Source organism: Rhodoferax ferrireducens, assembly GCF_003347515.1.
GTDB lineage: Bacteria > Pseudomonadota > Gammaproteobacteria > Burkholderiales > Burkholderiaceae_C > Rhodoferax.
On sequence record NZ_QEII01000236.1, the window covers coordinates 112,288 to 133,927 of the forward strand.

Consider the following 21,640-nt stretch of genomic DNA (forward strand, 5'->3'; position numbering starts at 1 on the left):
GCCGTAGCGCCCGTCAAACAATCGCCAATCGCTATTAAATTTATAGCTGCACTATTTCTTGAGGCTGTCGCGAATCTCGCGTAGCAGCAACACATCTTCTGCTGGTGCAGCGGGGGCAGCAGGCGGTGGCGGGTTGGCTTTTTTCAGTTTGTTGATTTGTTTGACCATCATAAAAATGATGAACGCCAGAATCGCAAAATTGACAGCCACCGTGATGAAGTTGCCATAGGCAAATACTGGCACGCCTGCTTTTTTCAAGGCGTCGAGAGTCGTCGCAGTACCCGCGGGCGCTTGACCCAGCACGACGAAAAGATTGGAAAAATCAAGCTTTCCAATCACCGCCCCCACCATTGGCATGACCAGGTCGCCGACCACGGAATCGACGATTTTGCCAAAGGCGGCGCCAATGATTACACCCACGGCGAGATCCATCACATTGCCCTTGACGGCAAACTCTTTGAACTCTTGCATCATTCCCATGTGTGAAATCTCCTATTCAAAAAATATGAATGAAGTATTAACCGAAACCCCTTTTGCGGGCAAGCTTCAAGCGCAAAGTCGCCCGAAACGGTCAGCTACAATCGAGCGTTAACCCCAATAGCGATGATTTTCATTGAGGATTCCCATGAGTGAAACCCTTGTCGACAACGGTCAAATCGACGCCAGTAAACGAACGTGGCTGATAGCGTCCAGCTGCGCTGGCGCCGTGGGCGGTGTAGCCGCCGTCGTACCTTTTGTCAGTAGTTTTCAACCCTCTGAAAAGGCCAAAGCGGCTGGCGCGGCGGTCGAGGCGGACATTTCCGCGCTCAAGCCGGGCGAGAAGATGACAGTGGAGTGGCGGGGCAAGCCGGTGTGGATCGTACGACGCACGCCAGAACAACTGGCCGCCTTGCCCAAGCTGGACTCGCAGTTGGCGGATCCCAAATCCGAGCGCAAGCCTGCTGACCAGGCGCCTGCCTATGCGCGCAATGAAACTCGTTCCATCAAGCCCGAATACCTGATTGCCGTGGGTATTTGCACCCACCTGGGTTGTTCGCCGTCGGATAAGTTCCAGACAGGCGCCCAGCCTTCATTGCCGGATGACTGGCAGGGTGGATTTTTCTGTCCATGTCATGGCTCCACATTTGATTTGGCCGGTCGGGTCTATAAAAACAAGCCAGCGCCGGACAACCTCGAAGTCCCGCCCCATATGTATCTCTCTGACACCAAGTTGCTCATTGGCGACGATAAGAAAGCCTGAGGACGAACGACATGGCTGAATTCCACGAAATTTCCCCAAACGCGCCCGCCGCTGAAAAATTGCTTAACTGGGTCGACAATCGATTTCCGGCTTCCAAGCTCTTCAAAGAGCACATGAGCGAATATTACGCGCCGAAGAATTTCAATTTTTGGTACATTTTTGGTTCGCTCTCTTTGTTGGTGTTGGTGATTCAAATTGTCACTGGCATTTTCCTGGTGATGCACTACAAACCCGATGCCGCACTGGCGTTTGGCTCGGTTGAGTACATCATGCGCGACGTACCATGGGGCTGGTTGATTCGCTACATGCACTCCACGGGCGCGTCAGCTTTCTTTGTGGTGGTCTATTTGCACATGTTTCGTGGGTTGATGTACGGTAGTTACCGTAAACCTCGCGAATTGATCTGGCTTTTTGGCTGTGGCATTTTCCTCGCCTTGATGGCCGAGGCATTCATGGGTTATCTGTTGCCTTGGGGTCAGATGAGCTACTGGGGCGCCCAGGTGATCGTGAATCTGTTTTCCGCCATTCCATTTATTGGCCCTGATCTGGCTCTGTTGATTCGCGGTGACTTTGTGGTGGGTGATGCCACGCTGAACCGCTTTTTCAGCTTCCACGTGATCGCCGTTCCGCTGGTGCTGTTGGGTCTGGTGGTTGCGCACATCATTGCCTTGCATGAAGTCGGCTCCAATAATCCAGATGGTATCGAAATCAAGGCAAAAAAAGATGCGAACGGACGTCCTCTGGATGGCATTCCTTTCCATCCTTACTACTCGGTACATGACATCTTTGCGGTGAGTGTGTTCCTGATGGTGTTTACGGCCATCGTGTTCTTTGCGCCGGAGATGGGCGGCTACTTCCTGGAGTACAACAACTTCATCCCGGCTGATCCGTTCCAAACGCCATTGCATATCGCGCCGGTCTGGTATTTCACGCCCTTCTACTCGATGCTGCGTGCGGTGACGGGCGAGATGATGTACGCGTTGATTGCCTGTGTGCTGGTGGGCGCCGTGCTGGGTGTGACCAAAATCAAGATGCCCAATGTGTTCAAGGGCGCTATCCTGGGTGTGGCTATCGTGGTCGTGGCCATGATGCTCTCCATTGATGCCAAATTCTGGGGCGTGGTGGCCATGGGTGGCGGCGTTGTGATTCTGTTTTTCCTGCCATGGCTGGACAACAGCGCGGTCAAGTCCATCCGGTACCGGCCTGACTGGCATAAATATTTGTATGCGGTTTTTGTCATCGATTTCCTGGTGCTGGGCTACTTGGGCATGCAACCGCCTTCCGCTATTGGCGGTCGTGTTTCGCAAGCGGGAACCTTGTTCTACTTTGGCTTTTTCCTGTTAATGCCTTGGTGGAGTCGTATCGGAAAATCCAAGCCGGTGCCAGATCGTGTCACCTTCACGGCGCATTGAACTGGAAAGAAATTATGAAAACAATGGGTTTCACTAAAAAAGTCATTTTTGGTTTGATGGTGGCATTTGGCGTGACGCTGGGTGCACAGGCAAATGTCGGCGGCTTGGCCTGGGACAAGGCCCCCAGCAAGACCAATGACATGGCTGCGCTGCAAAATGGCGCCAAACTGTTCGTCAACTATTGCCTGAATTGCCATTCGGCAGCGTTCATGCGCTACAACCGCCTGCAAGACATTGGGTTGACGTCGGCGCAGATTAAGGACAACCTGTTGGTGACCAATGCCAAGATTGGGGACACCATGAAGGCTGCCATCGATCCGCAGCAGGCCAAGGCTTGGTTCGGCGTCAATCCGCCCGATCTCACTGTGATTGCCCGTTCGCGCGCTGGCGCTGGCGGGACGGGTGCTGACTACCTATACACCTACCTGCGGACTTTTTATAAAGACGAAACCAAGCCGACCGGCTGGAACAATCTGCTGTTTCCGAATGTGGCGATGCCGCATGTTTTGTGGGAACTCCAAGGTGAGCGTCGCCCGGTCTATGATGAAATCGAGGAGCATGGTTCCAAGATTCATGTCCTTAAGGGCTGGGAACAGCTCAAGCCCGGTAGCATGACGCCGCTGCAGTACGATCAGGCAATGGGCGATTTGGTGGGCTATTTGCAGTGGATGGGCGAGCCGGTTCAAAACACGCGTGTGCGCATAGGTGTCTGGGTTTTGCTGTTCCTCGCTGTTTTTACATTCTTCGCCTGGCGACTGAATGCCGCCTACTGGAAAGACGTCAAGTAGCACAAACAAACGGCTTGGGTTTCGCTCGATAAGCGTGACTCAAGCTTTTCAGAGTGGGTTTGCATCTAGCATCCCACTCTTTTTGATTTTTAGGAGCCCTGCCATGATGGTGTTGTATTCAGGTACTACCTGCCCGTTTTCCCACCGTTGCCGATTTGTCCTGTTCGAAAAAGGCATGGACTTTGAAATTCGCGACGTGGATCTGTACAACAAGCCTGAAGACATCAATGTGATGAATCCGTACGGTCAAGTGCCGATCTTGGTGGAGCGCGATTTGATTCTGTATGAATCAAACATCATCAATGAATACATTGATGAACGCTTTCCTCATCCACAGCTGATGCCCGGAGATCCAGTTGACCGGGCCCGTGTTCGCCTGTTCCTGCTCAATTTCGAGAAGGAGTTGTTTGTGCACGTATCTACGCTCGAATCCCGTGCTGCCAAGAGCAACGAAAAGGTGCTGGAAAAAGCCCGCGCCCACATTCGCGATCGCTTGACGCAACTTGCCCCTGTATTTCTGAAGAACAAGTACATGCTTGGCGATGGCTTCTCGATGCTTGATGTGGCGATCGCCCCCTTGTTGTGGCGCCTGGATTACTACGGCATTGATCTCAGCAAAAATGCAGCGCCATTGCTCAAGTATGCCGAGCGCATCTTTTCGCGTCCGGCCTACATTGAAGCGTTGACTCCTTCTGAGAAAGTGATGCGCAAGTAAGCGCTTTGCCAACGACCCATGATGGATGCTCCAGACGCCACTTCCACTCGTCCTTACCTGATCCGGGCTTTGTACGAGTGGTGTACGGATAACGGGTTCACACCTTATCTTGCCGTTGCGGTGGATGAGACTGTGCAGGTTCCCCGCGAGTATGTGAAAGACGGGGAGATCGTGCTCAACATCAGCTTTGATGCTACGAGTTCGCTCAAGTTGGGCAACGATTTCATCGAGTTCAAAGGTCGGTTTGCCGGCACTGCCCGTGACATCATGGTGCCGATCAACCAGGTCATTGCCATTTATGCACGAGAAAATGGGCAAGGTATGGCTTTTCCCTTGGGACCACCCGGCGGCGTCAAAATAACTGCACCGTCCTCGACGAACCTGCTCTCTGTGCGGAATGACGATCAGGCCGCTGCGCCCGAGGTTAAGGTGGTCCCGTTGGCAAGCGTCGAATCGGGACGACGAAATAATGAACAAAATGAGGAGCCGGATCCGCCGCGACCGCCTGCGACGGGCCTGAGGCCTGCGCTGAAACGGGTGAAATAATCAGGCGCGCATCGCCGCTAAGCTCGAAGAGTCTAGTAGAATAAAAGACGTGCCGATTTAGCTCAGTTGGTAGAGCAACCGCCTTGTAAGCGGTAGGTCATCAGTTCGAATCCGATAATCGGCACCATCTATATTTCTTCGCTGACGTAAATCACTGATCACGTTTGATTTGAACCTTCAGCCGAATTGAGTTAACCTCCCATCCCTTGGTCCGCAAATGAGATTCCAGCGCAGGCAGAATCTGGCGAATCTTCGCTGCGGCCGCGTTATTGTCCAAAATCAGACACCACACTGGGCCTTCAATGGGCCCAGCTTTGATCGCGGTTCGCAAGGATCCGGGAATAAGGGATTCAATCGCCTTGAGTCGTGCCGCAGAGTCACGGGTGAGTTCTATCAACCTGCCCAGTGTGGGTGAGTCCTGACTGGCTTGCAGCAGCGTGACTGAATTTTGACGGCGGTTCATGAGCGAGCTGTTGAGGGAATATCTGAATGCAATTGATTATCACGGATGCATGGCTCGCGAAAAGCCGGGCCATTCACCTCAGCGGCACGAAGCTGGTTTTGACCACATTGCTGATGTCGTTCTCTTTAATGCTGGTGGCCGCAGCGTTGTACCACTGGGTGTTCCTGAAGGGGGCTAGGGAGGGCTGGCCAGTGGTGGGCACACTGGTTAGACTGGTTGTCAAGGATGAGTTTGAGCAGCGCGATCGCTATATGCGCGAAAACCTTGACGTCTTGGCGCGCAAGTTGGGCGAAATGCAGGCAAAAATGACGCAGCTCGAATCTTTGGGTGAGCGTGTTTCTGGATTGGCCGGGGTCAACCCTAACGACATCAAGGCAAAGCCTGGTCAAGGTGGTGCGCTGATTTCGGGTCGCTCTTTGTCCATGGAACAACTCCTGGCCACAATGGCAGACCTTGATGGCTTGACGGATCAACGCACCGACTTGATGACCTTGATGGAGTCCCGTCTGTTCGATCAGAAAATTCGCAACATGATGGTTCCCACGCAGCAACCGGTTTCACCGGCCAACCTGGGATCCCTGTTCGGTTGGCGAATCGATCCGATCACGGGGCAGTCCGCGCTTCATACCGGATTGGATTTCTCGGCCGAGCAGGGCGCGACTATATTGGCGGCCGCTGGTGGCGTTGTGGTGGCGCAGGAGTTTCATCCTGCGTATGGGAACATGATCGAAATCGATCACGGTAATGAGCTGATCACGCGTTATGCCCATGCGTCAAAAACACTTGTCAGGCGAGGTGATTTGATCAAGCGGGGGCAAAAAATTGCCGAGGTCGGAACCACTGGACGTTCCACCGGAGCGCATCTGCACTTTGAAGTGTTGGTGCAGGGAGTTCCGCAAGATCCGGAGAAGTTTTTGGCGGCTGCCCGCAAGCTCCCATTTCAACAATCGGTCAGGCATGCTATCCCAACCCATATCGCAGCTTTGGGTCAGAGTAAACCGCTCGAAAATCGCTTGCCCGGGCAAAGGTAAAATCACGTGTTTGGTTATTTCTCCACGCAGCGCATTCCGTTCCAACGGTTGCATTTCGCGATAGTGACCCCATTTCATCCAGATTAGAAAAAGGATTGAGCTGTCCTGTCGGCCCATGTGGGCTGGCTGGTCCGTCTTGCATTCATGGCCACCAATATCCTCACCAAAATTTTCGGCAGTCGCAATGACCGCTTGCTCAAACAGTTTCGCACCAGCGTGGTTCGCATCAATGCGATGGAAGCCGAGCTTGAGAATCTCTCCGATGACGCATTGCGTGGCAAGACGCAGGAGTTCATGGCTCGGGTCGCCAAGGGAGAAACTCTGGACGCCCTGTTGCCGGAGGCCTTTGCTGTGGTGCGAGAGGGCTCCAAGCGTGCGATGAAGATGCGCCATTTTGACGTTCAGTTGCTGGGCGGCATGTCACTGCACAACGGCAAGATTTCTGAAATGGGAACGGGTGAGGGCAAGACGCTGACCGCCACGTTGCCGGTGTACCTCAATGCGCTGACCGGCAAAGGTGTTCACGTTGTCACGGTGAATGACTACCTGGCCAATCGCGACGCGCAGTGGATGGGCAAGCTCTACAATTTTCTGGGTTTGACGGTCGGCATCAATTTGCCAAACATGGCGCGCGAAGAAAAGCAGGCGGCTTACCGGGCCGACATTACCTACGGCACCAATAACGAATTCGGTTTTGATTACCTGCGTGACAACATGGTCTACGAGGCGGGCGACCGTGTCCAGCGCGGCCTGAACTACGCCATTGTTGACGAAGTCGATTCCATTCTGATTGATGAAGCGCGCACGCCCCTCATCATCAGCGGGCAGGCAGAAGATCACACAGACCTCTACCTTGCGATCAATAAAGTGGTTCCCTCGCTGCACCGACAGGAAGGCGAGGAAGATCCGCGAACCGGCGAAGGGATTACCAAACCGGGTGACTTTACGCTGGACGAGAAGAGTCGGCAGGTCTTCTTGACTGAACAGGGCCATGAGAGTGCTGAGCGCATTCTTTTCGACTTGGGGCTGATTCCCGAGGGTGCAACGCTTTACGACCCGGCCAATATCACGCTCATGCATCACCTGTATGCGGCCCTGCGTGCCAACCACCTCTATCATCGCGACCAGCACTACGTGGTGCAGGACGGCGAGATTGTGATTGTGGATGAATTCACGGGGCGCTTGATGTCAGGTCGTCGCTGGAGCGAGGGCTTGCATCAGGCGGTTGAGGCCAAAGAGGGTGTGGCGATCCAGCCTGAAAACCAGACGATGGCGTCGATCACCTTCCAGAACTATTTCCGTCTGTACGGCAAATTGGCAGGTATGACGGGCACGGCTGATACCGAAGCCTATGAGTTCCAGGAAATTTACGGATTGGAAACGGTGGTGATGCCACCCAACCGGCCCAGCAAGCGCGAAGATCAACTGGACCGCGTCTACAAGACAACGCGTGAGAAATACGAAGCAGCGATCAAGGATATTCGCGAGTGTTATGAACGGGGCCAGCCCGTGCTGGTTGGAACAACCTCCATCGAAAATTCGGAAATCATTGCGCAGCTTCTGGAAAAAGAGAAGTTGCCGCACCAGGTGCTGAACGCCAAGCAGCATGCGCGCGAAGCCGACATTGTGGCCCAAGCGGGCAGCCCCAAAATGATTACCATCGCCACCAATATGGCGGGGCGTGGAACGGATATCGTGCTGGGCGGCAACATCAGTCAGGCCGTGGAGGCTGTGGAGGCGGACGAATCACTGGACGCTGCGCAAAAGCAGAAACAAATCGAGGCCATTCGCGCGCAGTGGGCAATCGTCCACGAGCAGGTCAAGGCCCTGGGCGGTTTGCGCATCATCGCCACCGAGCGGCACGAGTCGCGCCGGATCGATAACCAGTTGCGTGGCCGCTCCGGTCGCCAAGGCGATCCTGGTTCCTCGCGCTTCTACTTGAGTCTCGATGATTCCCTCATGCGCATTTTTGCGGGTGATCGGGTCAAGGCCATCATGGATCGACTCAAAATGCCGGATGGTGAAGCCATCGAAGCGGGCATCGTAACGCGCAGTATCGAGAGCGCCCAGCGCAAGGTAGAAGCCCGCAATTTCGACATGCGCAAGCAGCTGCTTGAGTACGACGATGTGTCCAACGATCAGCGCAAGGTGATCTACCAGCAGCGCAATGAAATCCTGGATGCGAAGGACTTGTCGGCGCAGATCACGTCCTTGCGGGAAGGCTGTTTCAATGATTTGGTACGCGAATATGTGCCTGCCGAATCGGTTGAGGAGCAGTGGAATATCACGAGGCTGGAAAAAGTTTTATCCGATGAGTGGCAAATAAGCCTGCCATTGCAGCAGCAGGTGAGCGCGGCCAGTGCCATTACCGACGAGGATCTTCTGGAAATCGTGCGCAACGAAGCCAACAAGGTATTCGACGCCAAGGTGGAGCAGGTCGGCGGTGAAAATTTCACCCAGTTCGAGCGCATGGTGTTGCTGCAGAGTATCGACACCCATTGGCGCGAACATCTGAGTTCACTTGATTATTTGCGTCAAGGCATCCATCTGCGTGGTTACGCCCAGAAGCAGCCCAAACAGGAATATAAGCGCGAAGCCTTTGAGTTGTTCGGGCAGTTGCTTGACTCTGTAAAAAATGATGTCACCAAGGTCCTCATGACCGTCAAGATCCAATCCAATGAGCAACTGGAGCAGGTGGCTGATGAGATTGAGTATCGCGGTGAAAGCATTGCTAACGTGACCTACACGGCGCCTACTGAAACCGGCGAAGTTGAAACCACGGTCGATGAAGAGACCGTCAATAAGAAATCGCTCGCCATGGCGGGGGCCGTACCCCGCGTGGGTCGCAATGAGCTGTGTCCTTGTGGCAGTGGCCATAAATACAAGCACTGCCACGGCAAGTTGGCCTAAGTCGCCTAGCCGCCAAAGCATCGGGCCTTGGATTTTTTCCAAGGCCCGATTGCTTTTGTGGGATGAATTTTTTGGATAATCTGCTAATTCTCTGAAGGAAAAATATGTCCGTTAACTTGCCCGCCCCCGATCTGAAAGAGTTGTATCCCGTCTCGGGTGTGCGTATAGGCGTGACTGAAGCCGGTGTGCGTAAGGCCAATCGTAAAGACCTGACGGTCGTATTGATCGACAAAGGGGCTTCGGTATCGGGTGTTTTCACCCAGAACCGGTTTTGTGCGGCGCCGGTGCAGATATGCCGTGAACATCTCGCCAGCGGGGCCGGGGTCAGGGCCATGCTCATCAATACCGGCAACGCCAATGCAGGTACCGGCGAAGACGGACGGATTCGTGCCCTCAGTACGTGTGCGGCACTGGCCCGCGAACTCGGCATTTCTCCAGAGGAAGTGTTGCCGTTTTCCACCGGCGTCATCATGGAGTCCTTGCCCAGTGAGCGAATCGAGGCCGGGCTTGAGGGCGCTCTGGCGGATGCACGCGAAGATAACTGGTTGCGTGCTGCCGAAGGCATCATGACCACTGATACGGTGGCCAAGGCCTTTGGCGCGCAGGTGACGATTGGTGGCGCCTTGGTGAGCATCACGGGCATCAGCAAGGGGGCTGGCATGATTCGGCCCAATATGGCGACCATGTTGGGGTTTATGGCGACCGACGCCTGTGTCAGGCCGGGGTTGATGCATCAGTTGGCGACGGAACTGGCGGAAGGTTCATTCAACCGGGTGACGGTGGATGGCGACACGTCTACCAACGACTCATTCGTGGTCATTGCCACCAACAAAGCGGCGCACACGCCTATTGATTCGCTGGACACCGCGGACGGGCGAGCACTCAAGGCGGCCATGCTGGACGTTGCAAGAAAACTGGCGCAAGCTATTGTGCGTGATGGGGAGGGTGCTACTAAATTTATAACAATCAAGGTGGAGGGCGGAAAGACACAAGTGGAGTGTCGCCAGGTGGCTTATGCCATCGCCCATTCACCCTTGGTGAAGACGGCCTTCTTTGCCAGCGACCCCAACCTGGGGCGGATACTGGCGGCAGTAGGATACGCTGGCATCGCTGATCTGGATCAGGTTGGTATTGACTTGTTTCTTGATGACGTGCATGTGGTGGTTCACGGTGGTCGCAACCCCTTGTACCGCGAGGAAGATGGTCAGCGGGTCATGCAACAAAGTGAGATCACGGTACGTGTTGTCTTGGGACGGGGCGATGCGGTGGACACGGTCTGGACGTGCGATCTCAGCCATGACTACGTCACGATCAACGCGGACTACCGCTCATGAACGAGAAGTTTGAACATTTGTTGCTGCGTGCCGAGCAACTCATCAGCCGCATTGAATCGGTTTTGCCCCAAGCGCTTTCTCAACCCGACTGGACGGCGTCTGTGGCCTACCGCTATCGCAAGCGAAGCTCAGGCCATGGTGCGCTGGAGCCGGTGCGCCATGTGGGCGTCATGCATTTGTCGGATTTGAAGAAAATTGAGCCGCAAAAGGAAAAGATCCAGCTCAACACCCTGCAGTTTGTCAACGGCAAACCTGCCAATAACGTGTTGCTGACCGGCGCCCGGGGTACCGGCAAGTCTTCGCTGATCAAAGCCTGTCTGCATGAATACGCCGGGCGGGGACTACGGCTGATTGAGGTGGACAAGGCTGATTTGATTGACCTTCCCGATATTGTGGACGTGGTGTCTGAACGTTCCGAGAAATTCATTGTGTTTTGCGATGACCTGAGCTTTGAAGACGGCGAGCCGGGCTACAAGGCCCTCAAGTCCATTCTGGACGGCTCGGTGGCAGCGACAACGCCTAATGTGCTGATTTACGCCACCAGCAACCGGCGGCATTTGTTGCCGGAGTACATGAAGGAAAACCTCAGCTACACGCATACAGACGACGGCGAGGTTCACCCCGGCGAGGTGGTGGAGGAAAAAATTTCGCTGTCCGAACGCTTTGGTTTGTGGGTCAGCTTTTACCCCTTCACCCAGAATGAGTACCTCACCATCGTGGCGCAATGGTTGTCCTCGTTCGGTGTGGTTTCAACGGCGATTGAAGCGGCAAGGCCGGAAGCCCTGGTGTGGGCTTTGGAGCGGGGTTCACGCAGCGGCCGGGTGGCCTACCAGTTTGCGCGTGACTATGCTGGCAAACATGCCGCAAGCACATGAGCACGCCGACACTGGTGGCTGACGCCGGACTTCCGCGCGAAGGTGGCGCTGATCGTGCGGTCGTTGATGTCGCGGTAGGTGTTCTGATTCGACCGAATGGCGACTTCTTGCTGACCTCCAGACCGACGGGGAAGGTTTATGAAGGGTACTGGGAGTTTCCCGGTGGCAAGCTGGAGCCGGGTGAAACGGTGGCGCGGGCCTTGCTGCGTGAGTTGCATGAAGAGCTCGGCATCACGATCGACCATGCCACGCCATGGAAAGTTGAAGTGGTGGATTATCCCCATGCGCTGGTTCGCTTGAACTTCTGCAAGGTCTTTAGCTGGACGGGTGACCTGCAAATGCGGGAAGCACAGGCGTTTTCCTGGCAACAACTCCCCGTGCAGGTGGTGCCGGTGTTACCAGGTACGGTGCCAGTTCTGCAATGGCTTGCAGAGGAGCGGGGTTTTCAGGGCGCTACTTATTTAATAGCTTGATACGCATATAAATAAAGGGCTGGAGCCCATATTTATATAAATCAAAGGCTATTGTTCGTCGTCAGTGAGTTGATCTTCTGGCAAGCCCGTGGCGGGCATACGGAAGTCTTCACTGGCCCAGGCACCCAGATCGATATTTTTGCAGCGCTCGCCACAAAAAGGGCGGAATGGGTTGGACGGCGCGTAAACACTGTCTCCACCGCAGGTAGGACAAGTGACCAGTTTGGGCAGATCTGGAGAGGCCTTATCTTGAAGTTTCATGAGCACAAGGTCAATTCAAAAGCAGCATCTTCACCGCAGGCATGGAGTCTGTCATCCTCTCCATGACGCATGAGTCGGATGGATACCATCAGTCGATTGCCACTGATTTCCGGTATCAGCTTCAGTGAGGAGTCCAGTGCCAGGCGCAACAGTTGAAAGGTTCTCCCCTGGGGAAGATTTTGCTGAAATTGCCCTGCGTTGGCCATCACCTTTTGCGGCGCACCGGAATCCCGCAGCAATTTGAGCAATACGTAAATCGAGTCAGCAAGAGGCGCTAACGTGGACGCCCAACGCTGCAGATCAGTTCGGCGTTGCACGCTTGTTTCGTGCTGCCACGCATAGTAGGCCGGGAGGTCGAACTCGCAGGTTCCACCTGGAATCCCGACCCGGCTCCGTATACTCATAAGCCAGTCATTCTCGGTCAGCGATTGACCCGCTTTCCCAGGCAGACTGCTCAAGGCCATGAAACAACGGTCCAATTTCCCGATCACGTTATCAAGAACGCTTTCGGCAATGGCTGGATTGCCCCGGTATCCGTCCAGAATGTGTTTTTGTTTATCCAGGTCTTTGAGTACGTCGGACTTGAGGTCGGCACGCGCGCCGACATCCATGATCTCGAAGAGCGTGGTCAGCGCGTAGTGGTGATCCAGCGCAGGGTCACGTGCGACAAGCTCTGTCAAGCGAAGAAACAGGTGTTCCAGTCGCAAATAGGTGCGGATTCGCTCGTTAAAGGGGTATTCGTAAAGGATCACGCTTGTTTTTTTCAGTAGGCCGGATGCTACTTGAATGATAGCCCGAAGCGATGCGATATTTGACGTACCTCGCCAGCTAGTTCTGTAAGTGACAGATCGATGTTACAAATGACCGTGTCAGCCGCGCACAGACGCCGTTCTCGTCCGACTTGGGATGAGATGATTTTCTCGATGGCGTCGCGCGTCAAATTGCTGCGCGCCATCACCCGGCTGATCTGGATTTCTGGCGTGCAATCCACCACCAAAACGTGATCCAGCTTTTGCCGCCAGACGGACGATTCAACCAGCAGGGGAATGTCGAAAACGACGCAAGCGCGCCCTTCACCTGCCGCAGACGAAGCTTGCCTTTGAGCTTCCAGCCCCACCAGAGGGTGAATGATGGACTCCAACCGTTTGCGCGCTGTTGCGTCGGTGAAGGCGAGAGCCCGCATTCTTTCCCGGTCCAGCGCGCCGGCGGATGTAATGAACTTCTGACCAAAAGTGGCCGCAATCGATGGCATGGCCAGACCTCCCACCGCCGTCAGATCGCGGGCAATGGCATCGGTATCCACTATGGCGGCGCCCAATTCGGCCAGAGATCGGGCAACGGTACTCTTGCCGCTGCCAATACCGCCGGTGAGTCCAAGCCGGACAATAGGCGCCACGGCTTTACAGCCCAAAGAGGCCGAGAATTGCACCAGGGCCAAAAATCATCGCCGTCAGACCGGAGCCCGCCAGAAACGGACCAAAAGGCACATAACCACCTTCGCGTAAGCCGCTGGAAAACTTCATGGCAATCCCCACAATGGCCCCAATGACCGAAGCCATCAGAATGATCGGCACCAGCGCCTGCCAGCCAAACCAAGCCCCCAGGGCAGCAAAAAGCTTGAAATCACCGAAACCCATGCCCTCCTTGCCGGTGATCAGCTTGAAAGCCCAATAGATCAACCACAAGGACATATAGCCTGCTACCGCGCCCCAGACAGCGGCTGACAGGGAGACTGGGGTCCATTGAAGGGTGGCTGCGATCAGGCCGCTCCACAGCAAGGGCAAGGTGATGTCATCTGGTAAAAGCGTGGTGTCCCAGTCGATTAAAGCCAGCGCCAAAATAGATGCGCTAAAGCCGCTCCAGAGCAGGGCGGTAGGGCTTGCCCCCCATTTCCAGGCGCAATAGAAAAATAGGGCGCCTGTTGCCAGTTCCACCATGGGGTAGCGCAGGCTGATGGGCGTTTTGCAGGCTGAGCATTTTCCCCGCAAGAACAGGTAGCTCACAACAGGAATGTTTTCATACCACCGGATTTGATGGCCGCACTGTTGGCATCGGGAGCGCGGCACACTCAAGTTAAATTTCTCTGCCGAAGGAGATTCAGCGCCCGACAACTCAGCACACTCGGCTTTCCACTGTGCTTCAAGCATCAGGGGTAGCCGGTAAACCACGACATTGAGAAAACTGCCGATCAACAAGCCCAGAACGCAGAAAGCGGTGACGTCAAACCATGGTGAAACCTGCATCAGACAACCTGCCCCAGTTTGAAAATTGGCAGGTACATCGCCACCACAATGCCGCCAATCACCGTACCCAGAATAACGATGATGATGGGCTCCATCAGGCTGGAGATGCCCGCCACCATGTCGTCGACCTCTGCTTCGTAAAAATCAGCGGCCTTGCCGAGCATGTGATCAATCGAGCCCGATTCCTCGCCAATGGAGCACATTTGCAGGACCATGGATGGGAAGAGATTGGTATTGGTCATGGCAACCGTCAAGGCGGTACCGGTCGATACCTCTTGCTGAATCTTCTTGGTGGCAATTTCGTAGACGGAATTACCTGCGGCGCCGCCTACAGAATCAAGCGCTTCCACCAATGGCACACCCGCTGCGAACATGGTTGACAAGGTTCGTGTCCAGCGCGCAATACATGATTTATCGACCAGCGTGCCAAAAATCGGCATCTTGAGCATGATGCGGTCCATGACATGCTGCATTTTTTCGTTGCGTTTCCACGCCTGCATGAAAAAGTAAAAACCACCGCCGAGGCCACCAAAAATCAACCACCAATAGTTGACAAAAATTTCGCTGATGGCGATCACGGCAAGGGTCGGTGCTGGGAGGTCGGCGCCAAAATTCGAGAAAACTTCCTTGAAGGCAGGCACTACAAAAATCATGATGACGGCCGTGACAACAAACGCCACGATCAAGACCGAGATCGGGTACATCAGGGCTGACTTGATTTTTGACTTGATGGCTTCAGTCTTTTCCATGTAAACCGCAAGCCGGTCCAACAACTGGTCCAAAATGCCCGCGGATTCACCGGCTTCAATCAGGTTGCAGTAGAGGTTGTCAAAATATAGCGGGTACTTGCGAAATGCTGCGCTCAGTGATGTTCCCGTTTCGACATCGGTACGGATATCGTTGAGCAACTTGGTCACGCTTGCGTTGGGGTTTCCCCGTCCCACGATGTCAAACGCCTGCAACAGGGGAACGCCTGCTTTCATCATGGTGGCAAGTTGGCGCGTAAAAATGGCAAGATCTTTGGGCTTGATGGATTTGCCCATGCCCATTCTGCGTTTTTTGATCTTCGTCGGCATCACCCCCTGGCGACGCAGGGCCGCCTGGACCTGGTTCTCGCCCGCCGCTCTTGTTTCTCCACGTACCTGTTTACCGTTGCGGTCCTTGCCCTGCCATTCGAAGACAAACTCTTTGGCGCCTTTTAATTTTGCGGTTGCCATATGCTTTCCTGGATTGATGGTTTATTCGTTCGTCACGGCCAGCACTTCTTCCAGCGAAGTTAAACCCAATTTGGCTTTATGCAGGCCGGCTTGCCTGAGCGTGCGAACACCTTCGCGCTTGGCTTGTTCGGCGATCTCCATGGCGTTACCGTCGCGCAGGATGATGCGCTGGATTTCTTCGCTGATGGGCATAACTTGGTAGAGGCCCACGCGCCCTTTGTAGCCGTTGTTACACATGGAGCAACCGACGGCACGATAAGAGACCCAGGAATCCTTGAGTTCATCGTCGTTGTAGCCGGCATCGATCAGCACTTTCTTGGTGATGTCGATTGGGGTTTTGCAGTTCGGGCAAAGACGACGCGCCAAGCGCTGCGCCGTAATGAGGATTACGCTGGAGGCGATGTTAAATGGCGCAATGCCCATATTACGCATGCGCGTCAATGTGGTTGGTGCGTCGTTGGTGTGAAGTGTGGAGAGCACCAGGTGACCAGTCTGTGCCGCCTTGATGGAGATATCGGCCGTTTCAAGATCCCGGACTTCTCCCACCATGATGATGTCCGGGTCCTGGCGCAGGAATGATTTGAGCGCCACTGCAAAAGTAAGTCCTGCCTTTTCATTGACATTGACCTGATTGACGCCCGGTAAATTGATCTCGCAAGGATCTTCGGCCGTGGCAATGTTGACCCCTGGTTTGTTCAACATGTTCAGGCATGTGTACAAGGAGACCGTTTTGCCTGAGCCGGTGGGCCCTGTGACCAGTATCATGCCGTACGGCCGGCCAATGGCTTGCACCAGCCGTTCCTTTTCTTCCGGTTCGTAGCCCAAGGCATCAATACCCAGTCTGGCGCTGCTCGGGTCGAGTATGCGGATCACAATTTTTTCGCCAAATAGGGTAGGCAAGGTGCTGACCCGAAAGTCGATTACCCGGTCCGGCCCAATCTTCAGTTTCATCTTGCCGTCTTGGGGGACCCGTTTTTCCGAGATGTCCATTCTCGAAATAACCTTGATGCGCGAGGCCAGCTTGTCTTTGATGGCTATGGGAGGAGACGCGATTTCCCTGAGTTCTCCGTCAATCCGGAATCGGACGCGGTAATTGTGTTCATACGGTTCAAAGTGCAGATCGGAGGCGCGCATGCTGAAGGCATCCAGCAGCATTTTGTGCAGGAACTTGACTACCGGCGCATCTTCAACTTCTGAAACCGTGGCGTCGGAGCTGTCCGTGACGGCCTCTGCCATCGACTCATCGAACTCGAACTCGCTGCCAATGATGTGCTCCATCGTTTCCGATGCCGTCGCCACGTTGGCGGTGACCAGTTTCAGCAGCTTGTCGTATTCGGCAATGACCCAGTCAACCCCCATTTGGGTAGCAAACTTGATCTTTTCAGCCGCTTGTTGATCGGAAGGATCGGCCGTGGCAACAATCAGCCGGTTATTGCGTTTGCTCAAGACGACAACGCGATAGTCAACGCAAATTTTGCTGTCCAGAAGGCCTTTGGGGAGGCGTTGCGGATCGATGGCATCGAGATCCACCAACGGTGCCCCGAACGCGGAAGACATGGTGTGCGCCAGGTCAGACGCTGAAACCACCCCCGACCCGGTCAGTTCGGCGATAAAGCTGGTGCGACTACTTTTGGCTTTGCTGTAGATATCTTCCGCTGATTTTTGCCCTAGTTTTCCTGCCAGAACAAGGGCACGGCCCAATCCCGGAAGCGCAGTGCTGGGGGATTCAGATTGAGTGGTATCGACTGCGGCCATAGGCCAAGAATGTACTACGTCGGGAGGGGCCTTATCGAATCATCATCGATTGCTAGTCGATAAAAATTTAAAGGTGCAGCGTCCGGCTGCAAGGACGTTGTTTGAGAAGGGATAATTTATGGTCGGAATGAGAGGATTCGAACCTCCGACCCCTTCGTCCCGAACGAAGTGCGCTACCAGGCTGCGCCACATTCCGATATTTCTGTCGCCCGTCGCACGCAGTGTCAATACTGGCGCTCAAGCAGCTGAGTTGACAATTGTATCAAACACTCGGTATGCGGCCCCGCCGGAAGTCGTCCGGCGGCGGCGCTGGCTCGTTGCGCCTCCTGCATCGCCGCCAGGCGAGCAACGTCCAGTGCACCCGTTGTTTTCACGATGTTGACTACTTGATCCAGCATTGATACATCTCCGGTCTCAATCGCTTCTCGGATAACGGTCTTCTGGCCGGCAGTGCCTCGTTGCATCGCCGCAATCAGCGGCAGCGTGGTTTTGCCTTCGCGCAAGTCGTCGCCCAGATTTTTTCCCATGACATCGGCATCGCCCGTGTAGTCAAGCAGATCATCAATGACCTGGAAGGCGGTGCCGAGTGCCTGGCCATAAACGGCGCAAGCGTCTTCCATCTCGGGTGAGCTGCCAGCGAGAATCGCGCCAACCCTGGCGCTGGCTTCAAATAATTTTGCGGTTTTGGAGCGGATGACCTGAAGGTAACCTGCTTCGTCCAATGATGCGTTGTGCATGTTCATCAACTGCAACACTTCGCCTTCGGCGATGACGTTGGTGGCATCGGCAAGAACTTGCATCACGCGCATGTTTTGGGCGTCGACCATCATCTGAAAGGCCCGAGAATATAAGAAGTCGCCGACCAGCACACTGGCAGGGTTGCCGAAAGTTTCGTTGGCTGTGGGATTGCCCCGTCGCAAGGCAGAGTCGTCGACCACGTCGTCGTGCAACAGGGTCGCGGTGTGAATGAACTCCACGACTGCGGCCAAATTGAAGCGCTGTTCGCCACGATAGCCTAGTGCGCCGCTGGTCAGTAGCAGCAGGGCTGGCCTCAAACGCTTGCCTCCGGCTGCGATGATGTAACGCGACACTTGGCCGATCAGCGGCACTCCGGAGTTCAATCGCAGGGCAATGACTTGATCGACCTCACGCATATCGTGCGTGATGATCGACATGGAAGAAGCGGGGCTGGATGGAATAACTTGCAAGACAAATGACCAGTTGTATGCGCGGATTATAGAAAGCTGAATGCACTCAAACCTGATCGGAATGGCCTCGATTGCTGTTTATACAACGCTGCGCTATAATTTATGGCTCTGAGAAAATTCGTTCCCGGAGCTAAATTGAAGAGGTCAACATGTACGCGGTCATAAAAACCGGCGGCAAGCAATATCGGGTTGCAGCCGGCGAAAAAATTAAAGTAGAACAGATTGCTGCGGACGTAGGCCAAGAGATTGTGTTCAACGAGGTTCTGGCGGTCGGCAACGGCGCAGATCTGAAAGTGGGTACTCCCTTGGTGTCCGGCGCAACCGTGAGTGTCACAGTATTGGCTCACGGTAAGCACGACAAGGTCAGCATTTTTAAAATGCGTCGTCGTAAGCATTACCAGAAACGTCAAGGTCATCGTCAACAGTTCACTGAACTGCTGATTGGTGCGATTGTGGCTTAAGAGGTACGGGTCATGGCACAGAAAAAAGGCGGCGGCTCTACGCGAAACGGGCGCGATTCGAAGCCCAAAATGCTCGGTGTGAAGAAGTTCGGTGGTGAGTTGATCGGCGCAGGCGCCATCATTGTTCGCCAACGTGGTACCAAGTTCCATCCCGGAACCAATGTCGGCATCGGCAAGGATCACACGCTGTTTGCACTGGTAAACGGCAATGTATTGTTCACCACCAAAGGTGCATTGAACAAGCAGACGGTGAGCGTTATCTCGGCATAATTTGCAGGGAACTCCCAATTGAGACCCTGCGCGCTGCGCGGGGTTTTTCGTTTATAAAGCCTGATTCCGTTTTTAGTTCAATGCGAGATTAGGCAAACCGTCGCTGGCAGTGTTTCGACAAGGCCGGACGGGCCAACCACTTGGCGCATTGAAGTAGAAATGGAATGAAATCATGAAATTCGTTGATGAAGCCTATATTGACGTCTCTGCAGGAGACGGCGGCGCTGGCTGCGTCTCGTTTCGGCATGAAAAATACAAAGAGTTCGGGGGGCCTAATGGTGGCGACGGTGGTCGTGGTGGTCATGTATTTGCCGTAGCGGACCCCAATCTGAATACCCTTGTGGACTACCGTTTTTCCCGCCGGCATGACGCCAAGCGCGGCGAACATGGTATGGGCTCTGACATGTTCGGGGCTGCGGGTGATGACATCATCCTGAAGATGCCAGTGGGCACCATCATCTCGGATGCTGAAACCGGCGAAGTATTGTTCGAGTTGATTACACCCGGTGAGGTCATCACCATTGCCAAAGGGGGCGACGGTGGTTTTGGCAATATGCGTTTCAAGAGCGCCATCAACCGCGCGCCGCGGCAAAAAACCCCGGGTTGGCCGGGTGAAAAGCGCGAACTCAAGCTTGAACTCAAGGTGTTGGCCGATGTCGGCTTGCTGGGCATGCCCAATGCGGGCAAATCCACGTTGATCTCCGCCATCTCCAATGCGCGTCCCCGTATCGCCGACTACCCGTTCACCACCTTGCACCCCAACTTGGGCGTCGTGCGGGTGGGGCCGGAGCAGAGCTTTGTGGTGGCGGATTTGCCGGGATTGATCGAAGGTGCATCCGAGGGCGCGGGCCTGGGCCATCTGTTCTTGCGCCATTTGCAGCGCACGCGGCTGTTGCTGCATGTCATAGACATGGCCCCTTTTGACGAGGCCGTTGATACCGTCGCGCAAGCCAAAGCGATTGTGAATGAGTTGAAGAAATACGATCCGGCGCTCTATAACAAGCCCCGTTGGCTGGTTCTCAACAAGCTGGACATGGTCCCGCTTGAACAGCGCGCAGCACTCGTGAAGGACTTTGTCAAACGCCTCAAGTTCAAAGGGCCGGTGTTTGAGATTTCGGCACTCACACGTGAAGGTTGTGAGTCCCTGATCAAAATCATCTACCAGCACGTGAAGGCACAACAAAAAGCCGAGCAGACGCCTGAGGTCATAGATCCGCGTTTTGCGGTGAATCCCGAATAAGGCGAGAGTGCTATTATTTATATAGCTATTTGCGCTTGACTGACGGGCGCTACAGGCCAAAATGACAATAGAAACAGCTTCGTTCGTGCTGCGTGATGCCCGGCGCATCGTCGTTAAAGTGGGCTCCAGCCTGGTGACCAATGAGGGGCGCGGGCTGGACGAGACGGCGATTGGCGAATGGTGCCGCCAGATGTCCCTTCTGGTGCGTGGTGGGCGCGAAGTCATCATGGTGTCCAGCGGTGCCATTGCCGAAGGTATGAAGCGCTTGGGCTGGACCAGTCGGCCGCACGAAATCCATGAACTGCAAGCCGCTGCTGCGGTCGGCCAGATGGGACTGGCACATGCATACGAGACCAACTTGCGTGAAAACGGCTTGGGCAGCGCGCAGGTGCTGCTGACCCACGCTGATCTGGCTGATCGGGAGCGCTATCTCAACGCGCGTTCCACCTTGCTGACTTTGCTCAAGCTGGGCGTTGTGCCGGTGATCAATGAAAACGATACGGTGGTGAATGACGAAATCAAGTTTGGTGACAACGACACATTGGGTGCGCTGGTGGCCAACTTGGTGGAAGCGGATGCCTTGGTCATCCTGACGGACCAAAAAGGGCTGTTCACGGCTGATCCACGCAAGGATACGTCGGCATCGTTTGTCCATGAAGCCAAGGCCGGTGACCCGGCGCTTGAGGCCATGGCCGGTGGCGCTGGATCGAGTCTGGGGCGCGGCGGCATGATTACCAAAATTCTGGCGGCCAAGCGGGCAGCCGGATCGGGTGCCTCCACCGTGATCGCCTGGGGGCGCGAGCCTGACGTTTTGGTCCGATTGACCGAAGGTGAGTCGATTGGCACATTGCTGGTTGCACAGACGCAGAAAACGCAGGCACGCAAACAGTGGATTGCCGATCATCTGCAACTGCGGGGCTCCGTCACAGTCGATGCCGGCGCCGTTGACAAGTTGCGTGATGACGGGAAAAGTCTATTGCCTATCGGCATGACGGCTGTGGACGGGGATTTTTCACGGGGTGATGTGATCGCGATCCGTGACGTCTTGGGTGCCGAGATGGCGCGCGGGCTGGCCAATTACGCCAGCGCCGAGGCACGGCTCATCTGCCGCAAGGCCTCCACCGAAATTGAGAAACTGTTGGGCTACGTGGCTGAGCCCGAAATGGTGCACCGGGACAACTTGGTTCTGACCCGGTAA

23 protein-coding genes and 2 tRNA genes are annotated in these 21,640 nt (G+C 54.9%); 15 read left to right on the plus strand and 10 right to left on the minus strand.

The window, feature by feature from the left end:
- Positions 1-51: 51 nt before the first annotated feature.
- Positions 52-480 carry a large conductance mechanosensitive channel protein MscL gene (gene mscL / locus C5P05_RS06210; protein WP_114968983.1) on the minus strand — a complete coding sequence of 143 codons (429 nt, stop codon included), beginning with the start codon at positions 478-480 and terminating at the stop codon, positions 52-54.
- A 145-nt stretch (positions 481-625) separates the two neighbouring features.
- Between mscL and petA the strand changes: the two genes are divergently transcribed.
- The 6 genes from petA (at position 626) to C5P05_RS06240 (ending at position 4,828) form a co-directional block, all read left to right on the plus strand.
- Positions 626-1,240 carry a ubiquinol-cytochrome c reductase iron-sulfur subunit gene (petA, locus tag C5P05_RS06215; RefSeq protein ID WP_114968984.1) on the plus strand — a complete coding sequence of 205 codons (615 nt, stop codon included), beginning with the start codon at positions 626-628 and terminating at the stop codon, positions 1,238-1,240.
- An 11-nt stretch (positions 1,241-1,251) separates the two neighbouring features.
- A complete protein-coding gene (locus C5P05_RS06220; protein WP_114968985.1) occupies positions 1,252-2,652 on the plus strand; it encodes a cytochrome b in 1,401 nt (466 codons plus the stop codon).
- A gap of 14 nt (positions 2,653-2,666) precedes the next feature.
- Positions 2,667-3,440: a cytochrome c1 gene (locus tag C5P05_RS06225; RefSeq protein WP_198674638.1), complete on the plus strand. Its 774-nt coding sequence runs from the start codon at positions 2,667-2,669 to the stop codon at positions 3,438-3,440.
- Between the two features lie 103 nt (positions 3,441-3,543).
- The gene (locus C5P05_RS06230) at positions 3,544-4,155 is read left to right on the plus strand and encodes a glutathione S-transferase N-terminal domain-containing protein (RefSeq protein WP_114968986.1); all 612 of its coding nucleotides are present in this window, start codon (positions 3,544-3,546) and stop codon (positions 4,153-4,155) included.
- 21 nt (positions 4,156-4,176) lie between these two features.
- Positions 4,177-4,701, plus strand: a complete 525-nt coding sequence (locus C5P05_RS06235; protein ID WP_198674646.1) for a ClpXP protease specificity-enhancing factor — start codon at positions 4,177-4,179, stop codon at positions 4,699-4,701.
- Between the two features lie 51 nt (positions 4,702-4,752).
- Positions 4,753-4,828, plus strand: a tRNA-Thr gene (locus C5P05_RS06240).
- Positions 4,829-4,852: 24 nt separating this feature from the next.
- Here the strand turns inward: C5P05_RS06240 and C5P05_RS06245 are convergent.
- Positions 4,853-5,164, minus strand: a complete 312-nt coding sequence (locus C5P05_RS06245) for a hypothetical protein (RefSeq protein WP_114968988.1) — start codon at positions 5,162-5,164, stop codon at positions 4,853-4,855.
- 26 nt (positions 5,165-5,190) lie between these two features.
- Between C5P05_RS06245 and C5P05_RS06250 the strand changes: the two genes are divergently transcribed.
- The 5 genes from C5P05_RS06250 to C5P05_RS06270 all read left to right on the plus strand — a co-directional run bounded on the left by C5P05_RS06250 (position 5,191) and on the right by C5P05_RS06270 (position 11,787).
- Positions 5,191-6,195, plus strand: coding sequence for a M23 family metallopeptidase (locus tag C5P05_RS06250; RefSeq protein ID WP_114968989.1), 1,005 nt, complete (start codon positions 5,191-5,193; stop codon positions 6,193-6,195).
- Positions 6,196-6,339: 144 nt separating this feature from the next.
- On the plus strand, positions 6,340-9,105 hold the full coding sequence (secA, locus tag C5P05_RS06255) for a preprotein translocase subunit SecA (RefSeq protein WP_114969118.1): 2,766 nt from the start codon (positions 6,340-6,342) through the stop codon (positions 9,103-9,105).
- Between the two features lie 104 nt (positions 9,106-9,209).
- Complete coding sequence (gene argJ, locus C5P05_RS06260) at positions 9,210-10,439, plus strand: bifunctional glutamate N-acetyltransferase/amino-acid acetyltransferase ArgJ (protein WP_114968990.1); 1,230 nt, start codon at positions 9,210-9,212, stop codon at positions 10,437-10,439.
- On the plus strand, positions 10,436-11,314 hold the full coding sequence (locus C5P05_RS06265) for an ATP-binding protein (RefSeq protein WP_114968991.1): 879 nt from the start codon (positions 10,436-10,438) through the stop codon (positions 11,312-11,314). The genes argJ and C5P05_RS06265 overlap by 4 nt, the downstream gene beginning before the upstream one ends.
- Positions 11,311-11,787, plus strand: a complete 477-nt coding sequence (locus tag C5P05_RS06270) for an NUDIX domain-containing protein (RefSeq protein WP_114968992.1) — start codon at positions 11,311-11,313, stop codon at positions 11,785-11,787. The genes C5P05_RS06265 and C5P05_RS06270 overlap by 4 nt, the downstream gene beginning before the upstream one ends.
- Positions 11,788-11,835: 48 nt before the next feature.
- On the opposite strand, the gene C5P05_RS06275 is transcribed toward C5P05_RS06270, so the two are convergent.
- The 8 genes from C5P05_RS06275 to C5P05_RS06310 form a co-directional block, all read right to left on the minus strand.
- The gene (locus tag C5P05_RS06275) at positions 11,836-12,048 is read right to left on the minus strand and encodes a DNA gyrase inhibitor YacG (protein ID WP_114968993.1); all 213 of its coding nucleotides are present in this window, start codon (positions 12,046-12,048) and stop codon (positions 11,836-11,838) included.
- The gene (zapD, locus tag C5P05_RS06280; protein WP_114968994.1) at positions 12,045-12,800 is read right to left on the minus strand and encodes a cell division protein ZapD; all 756 of its coding nucleotides are present in this window, start codon (positions 12,798-12,800) and stop codon (positions 12,045-12,047) included. Before zapD ends, C5P05_RS06275 begins: the two co-directional genes overlap by 4 nt.
- 26 nt (positions 12,801-12,826) lie before the next feature.
- Positions 12,827-13,444 carry a dephospho-CoA kinase gene (gene coaE, locus C5P05_RS06285; RefSeq protein WP_114969119.1) on the minus strand — a complete coding sequence of 206 codons (618 nt, stop codon included), beginning with the start codon at positions 13,442-13,444 and terminating at the stop codon, positions 12,827-12,829.
- A 4-nt stretch (positions 13,445-13,448) separates the two neighbouring features.
- Positions 13,449-14,291: a prepilin peptidase gene (locus C5P05_RS06290; RefSeq protein ID WP_114968995.1), complete on the minus strand. Its 843-nt coding sequence runs from the start codon at positions 14,289-14,291 to the stop codon at positions 13,449-13,451.
- Positions 14,291-15,508 carry a type II secretion system F family protein gene (locus tag C5P05_RS06295; RefSeq protein ID WP_114968996.1) on the minus strand — a complete coding sequence of 406 codons (1,218 nt, stop codon included), beginning with the start codon at positions 15,506-15,508 and terminating at the stop codon, positions 14,291-14,293. The genes C5P05_RS06290 and C5P05_RS06295 overlap by 1 nt, the downstream gene beginning before the upstream one ends.
- A gap of 21 nt (positions 15,509-15,529) precedes the next feature.
- Positions 15,530-17,263, minus strand: coding sequence for a type IV-A pilus assembly ATPase PilB (gene pilB / locus C5P05_RS06300; protein ID WP_114968997.1), 1,734 nt, complete (start codon positions 17,261-17,263; stop codon positions 15,530-15,532).
- 119 nt (positions 17,264-17,382) lie between these two features.
- Positions 17,383-17,459 (minus strand) — tRNA-Pro (locus tag C5P05_RS06305).
- A gap of 28 nt (positions 17,460-17,487) precedes the next feature.
- Positions 17,488-18,438 (minus strand): polyprenyl synthetase family protein, encoded by a 951-nt coding sequence (locus tag C5P05_RS06310; RefSeq protein WP_114968998.1) that lies wholly within the window; start codon positions 18,436-18,438, stop codon positions 17,488-17,490.
- Positions 18,439-18,620: 182 nt separating this feature from the next.
- On the opposite strand from C5P05_RS06310, the gene rplU reads away from it, so the two are divergent.
- The 4 genes from rplU (at position 18,621) to proB (ending at position 21,640) form a co-directional block, all read left to right on the plus strand.
- Positions 18,621-18,932 carry a 50S ribosomal protein L21 gene (gene rplU, locus C5P05_RS06315; protein WP_114968999.1) on the plus strand — a complete coding sequence of 104 codons (312 nt, stop codon included), beginning with the start codon at positions 18,621-18,623 and terminating at the stop codon, positions 18,930-18,932.
- 12 nt (positions 18,933-18,944) lie between these two features.
- Positions 18,945-19,202 carry a 50S ribosomal protein L27 gene (gene rpmA, locus C5P05_RS06320; RefSeq protein WP_114969000.1) on the plus strand — a complete coding sequence of 86 codons (258 nt, stop codon included), beginning with the start codon at positions 18,945-18,947 and terminating at the stop codon, positions 19,200-19,202.
- A gap of 172 nt (positions 19,203-19,374) precedes the next feature.
- Positions 19,375-20,442, plus strand: a complete 1,068-nt coding sequence (gene cgtA / locus C5P05_RS06325) for an Obg family GTPase CgtA (RefSeq protein WP_114969001.1) — start codon at positions 19,375-19,377, stop codon at positions 20,440-20,442.
- Between the two features lie 61 nt (positions 20,443-20,503).
- Positions 20,504-21,640, plus strand: coding sequence for a glutamate 5-kinase (proB, locus tag C5P05_RS06330; RefSeq protein WP_114969002.1), 1,137 nt, complete (start codon positions 20,504-20,506; stop codon positions 21,638-21,640).

Bases quoted from the DNA above. Each gene is read 5' to 3' on its own strand.
- mscL (WP_114968983.1), bottom strand. From the start codon at position 480: ATGGGAATGATGCAAGAGTTCAAAGAGTTTGCCGTCAAGGGCAATGTG.
- petA (WP_114968984.1), top strand. From the start codon at position 626: ATGAGTGAAACCCTTGTCGACAACGGTCAAATCGACGCCAGTAAACGA.
- C5P05_RS06220 (WP_114968985.1), top strand. From the start codon at position 1,252: ATGGCTGAATTCCACGAAATTTCCCCAAACGCGCCCGCCGCTGAAAAA.
- C5P05_RS06225 (WP_198674638.1), top strand. From the start codon at position 2,667: ATGAAAACAATGGGTTTCACTAAAAAAGTCATTTTTGGTTTGATGGTG.
- C5P05_RS06230 (WP_114968986.1), top strand. From the start codon at position 3,544: ATGATGGTGTTGTATTCAGGTACTACCTGCCCGTTTTCCCACCGTTGC.
- C5P05_RS06235 (WP_198674646.1), top strand. From the start codon at position 4,177: ATGGATGCTCCAGACGCCACTTCCACTCGTCCTTACCTGATCCGGGCT.
- C5P05_RS06245 (WP_114968988.1), bottom strand. From the start codon at position 5,164: ATGAACCGCCGTCAAAATTCAGTCACGCTGCTGCAAGCCAGTCAGGAC.
- C5P05_RS06250 (WP_114968989.1), top strand. From the start codon at position 5,191: ATGCAATTGATTATCACGGATGCATGGCTCGCGAAAAGCCGGGCCATT.
- secA (WP_114969118.1), top strand. From the start codon at position 6,340: ATGGCCACCAATATCCTCACCAAAATTTTCGGCAGTCGCAATGACCGC.
- argJ (WP_114968990.1), top strand. From the start codon at position 9,210: ATGTCCGTTAACTTGCCCGCCCCCGATCTGAAAGAGTTGTATCCCGTC.
- C5P05_RS06265 (WP_114968991.1), top strand. From the start codon at position 10,436: ATGAACGAGAAGTTTGAACATTTGTTGCTGCGTGCCGAGCAACTCATC.
- C5P05_RS06270 (WP_114968992.1), top strand. From the start codon at position 11,311: ATGAGCACGCCGACACTGGTGGCTGACGCCGGACTTCCGCGCGAAGGT.
- C5P05_RS06275 (WP_114968993.1), bottom strand. From the start codon at position 12,048: ATGAAACTTCAAGATAAGGCCTCTCCAGATCTGCCCAAACTGGTCACT.
- C5P05_RS06290 (WP_114968995.1), bottom strand. From the start codon at position 14,291: ATGCAGGTTTCACCATGGTTTGACGTCACCGCTTTCTGCGTTCTGGGC.
- C5P05_RS06295 (WP_114968996.1), bottom strand. From the start codon at position 15,508: ATGGCAACCGCAAAATTAAAAGGCGCCAAAGAGTTTGTCTTCGAATGG.
- pilB (WP_114968997.1), bottom strand. From the start codon at position 17,263: ATGGCCGCAGTCGATACCACTCAATCTGAATCCCCCAGCACTGCGCTT.
- C5P05_RS06310 (WP_114968998.1), bottom strand. From the start codon at position 18,438: ATGTCGATCATCACGCACGATATGCGTGAGGTCGATCAAGTCATTGCC.
- rplU (WP_114968999.1), top strand. From the start codon at position 18,621: ATGTACGCGGTCATAAAAACCGGCGGCAAGCAATATCGGGTTGCAGCC.
- rpmA (WP_114969000.1), top strand. From the start codon at position 18,945: ATGGCACAGAAAAAAGGCGGCGGCTCTACGCGAAACGGGCGCGATTCG.
- cgtA (WP_114969001.1), top strand. From the start codon at position 19,375: ATGAAATTCGTTGATGAAGCCTATATTGACGTCTCTGCAGGAGACGGC.
- proB (WP_114969002.1), top strand. From the start codon at position 20,504: ATGACAATAGAAACAGCTTCGTTCGTGCTGCGTGATGCCCGGCGCATC.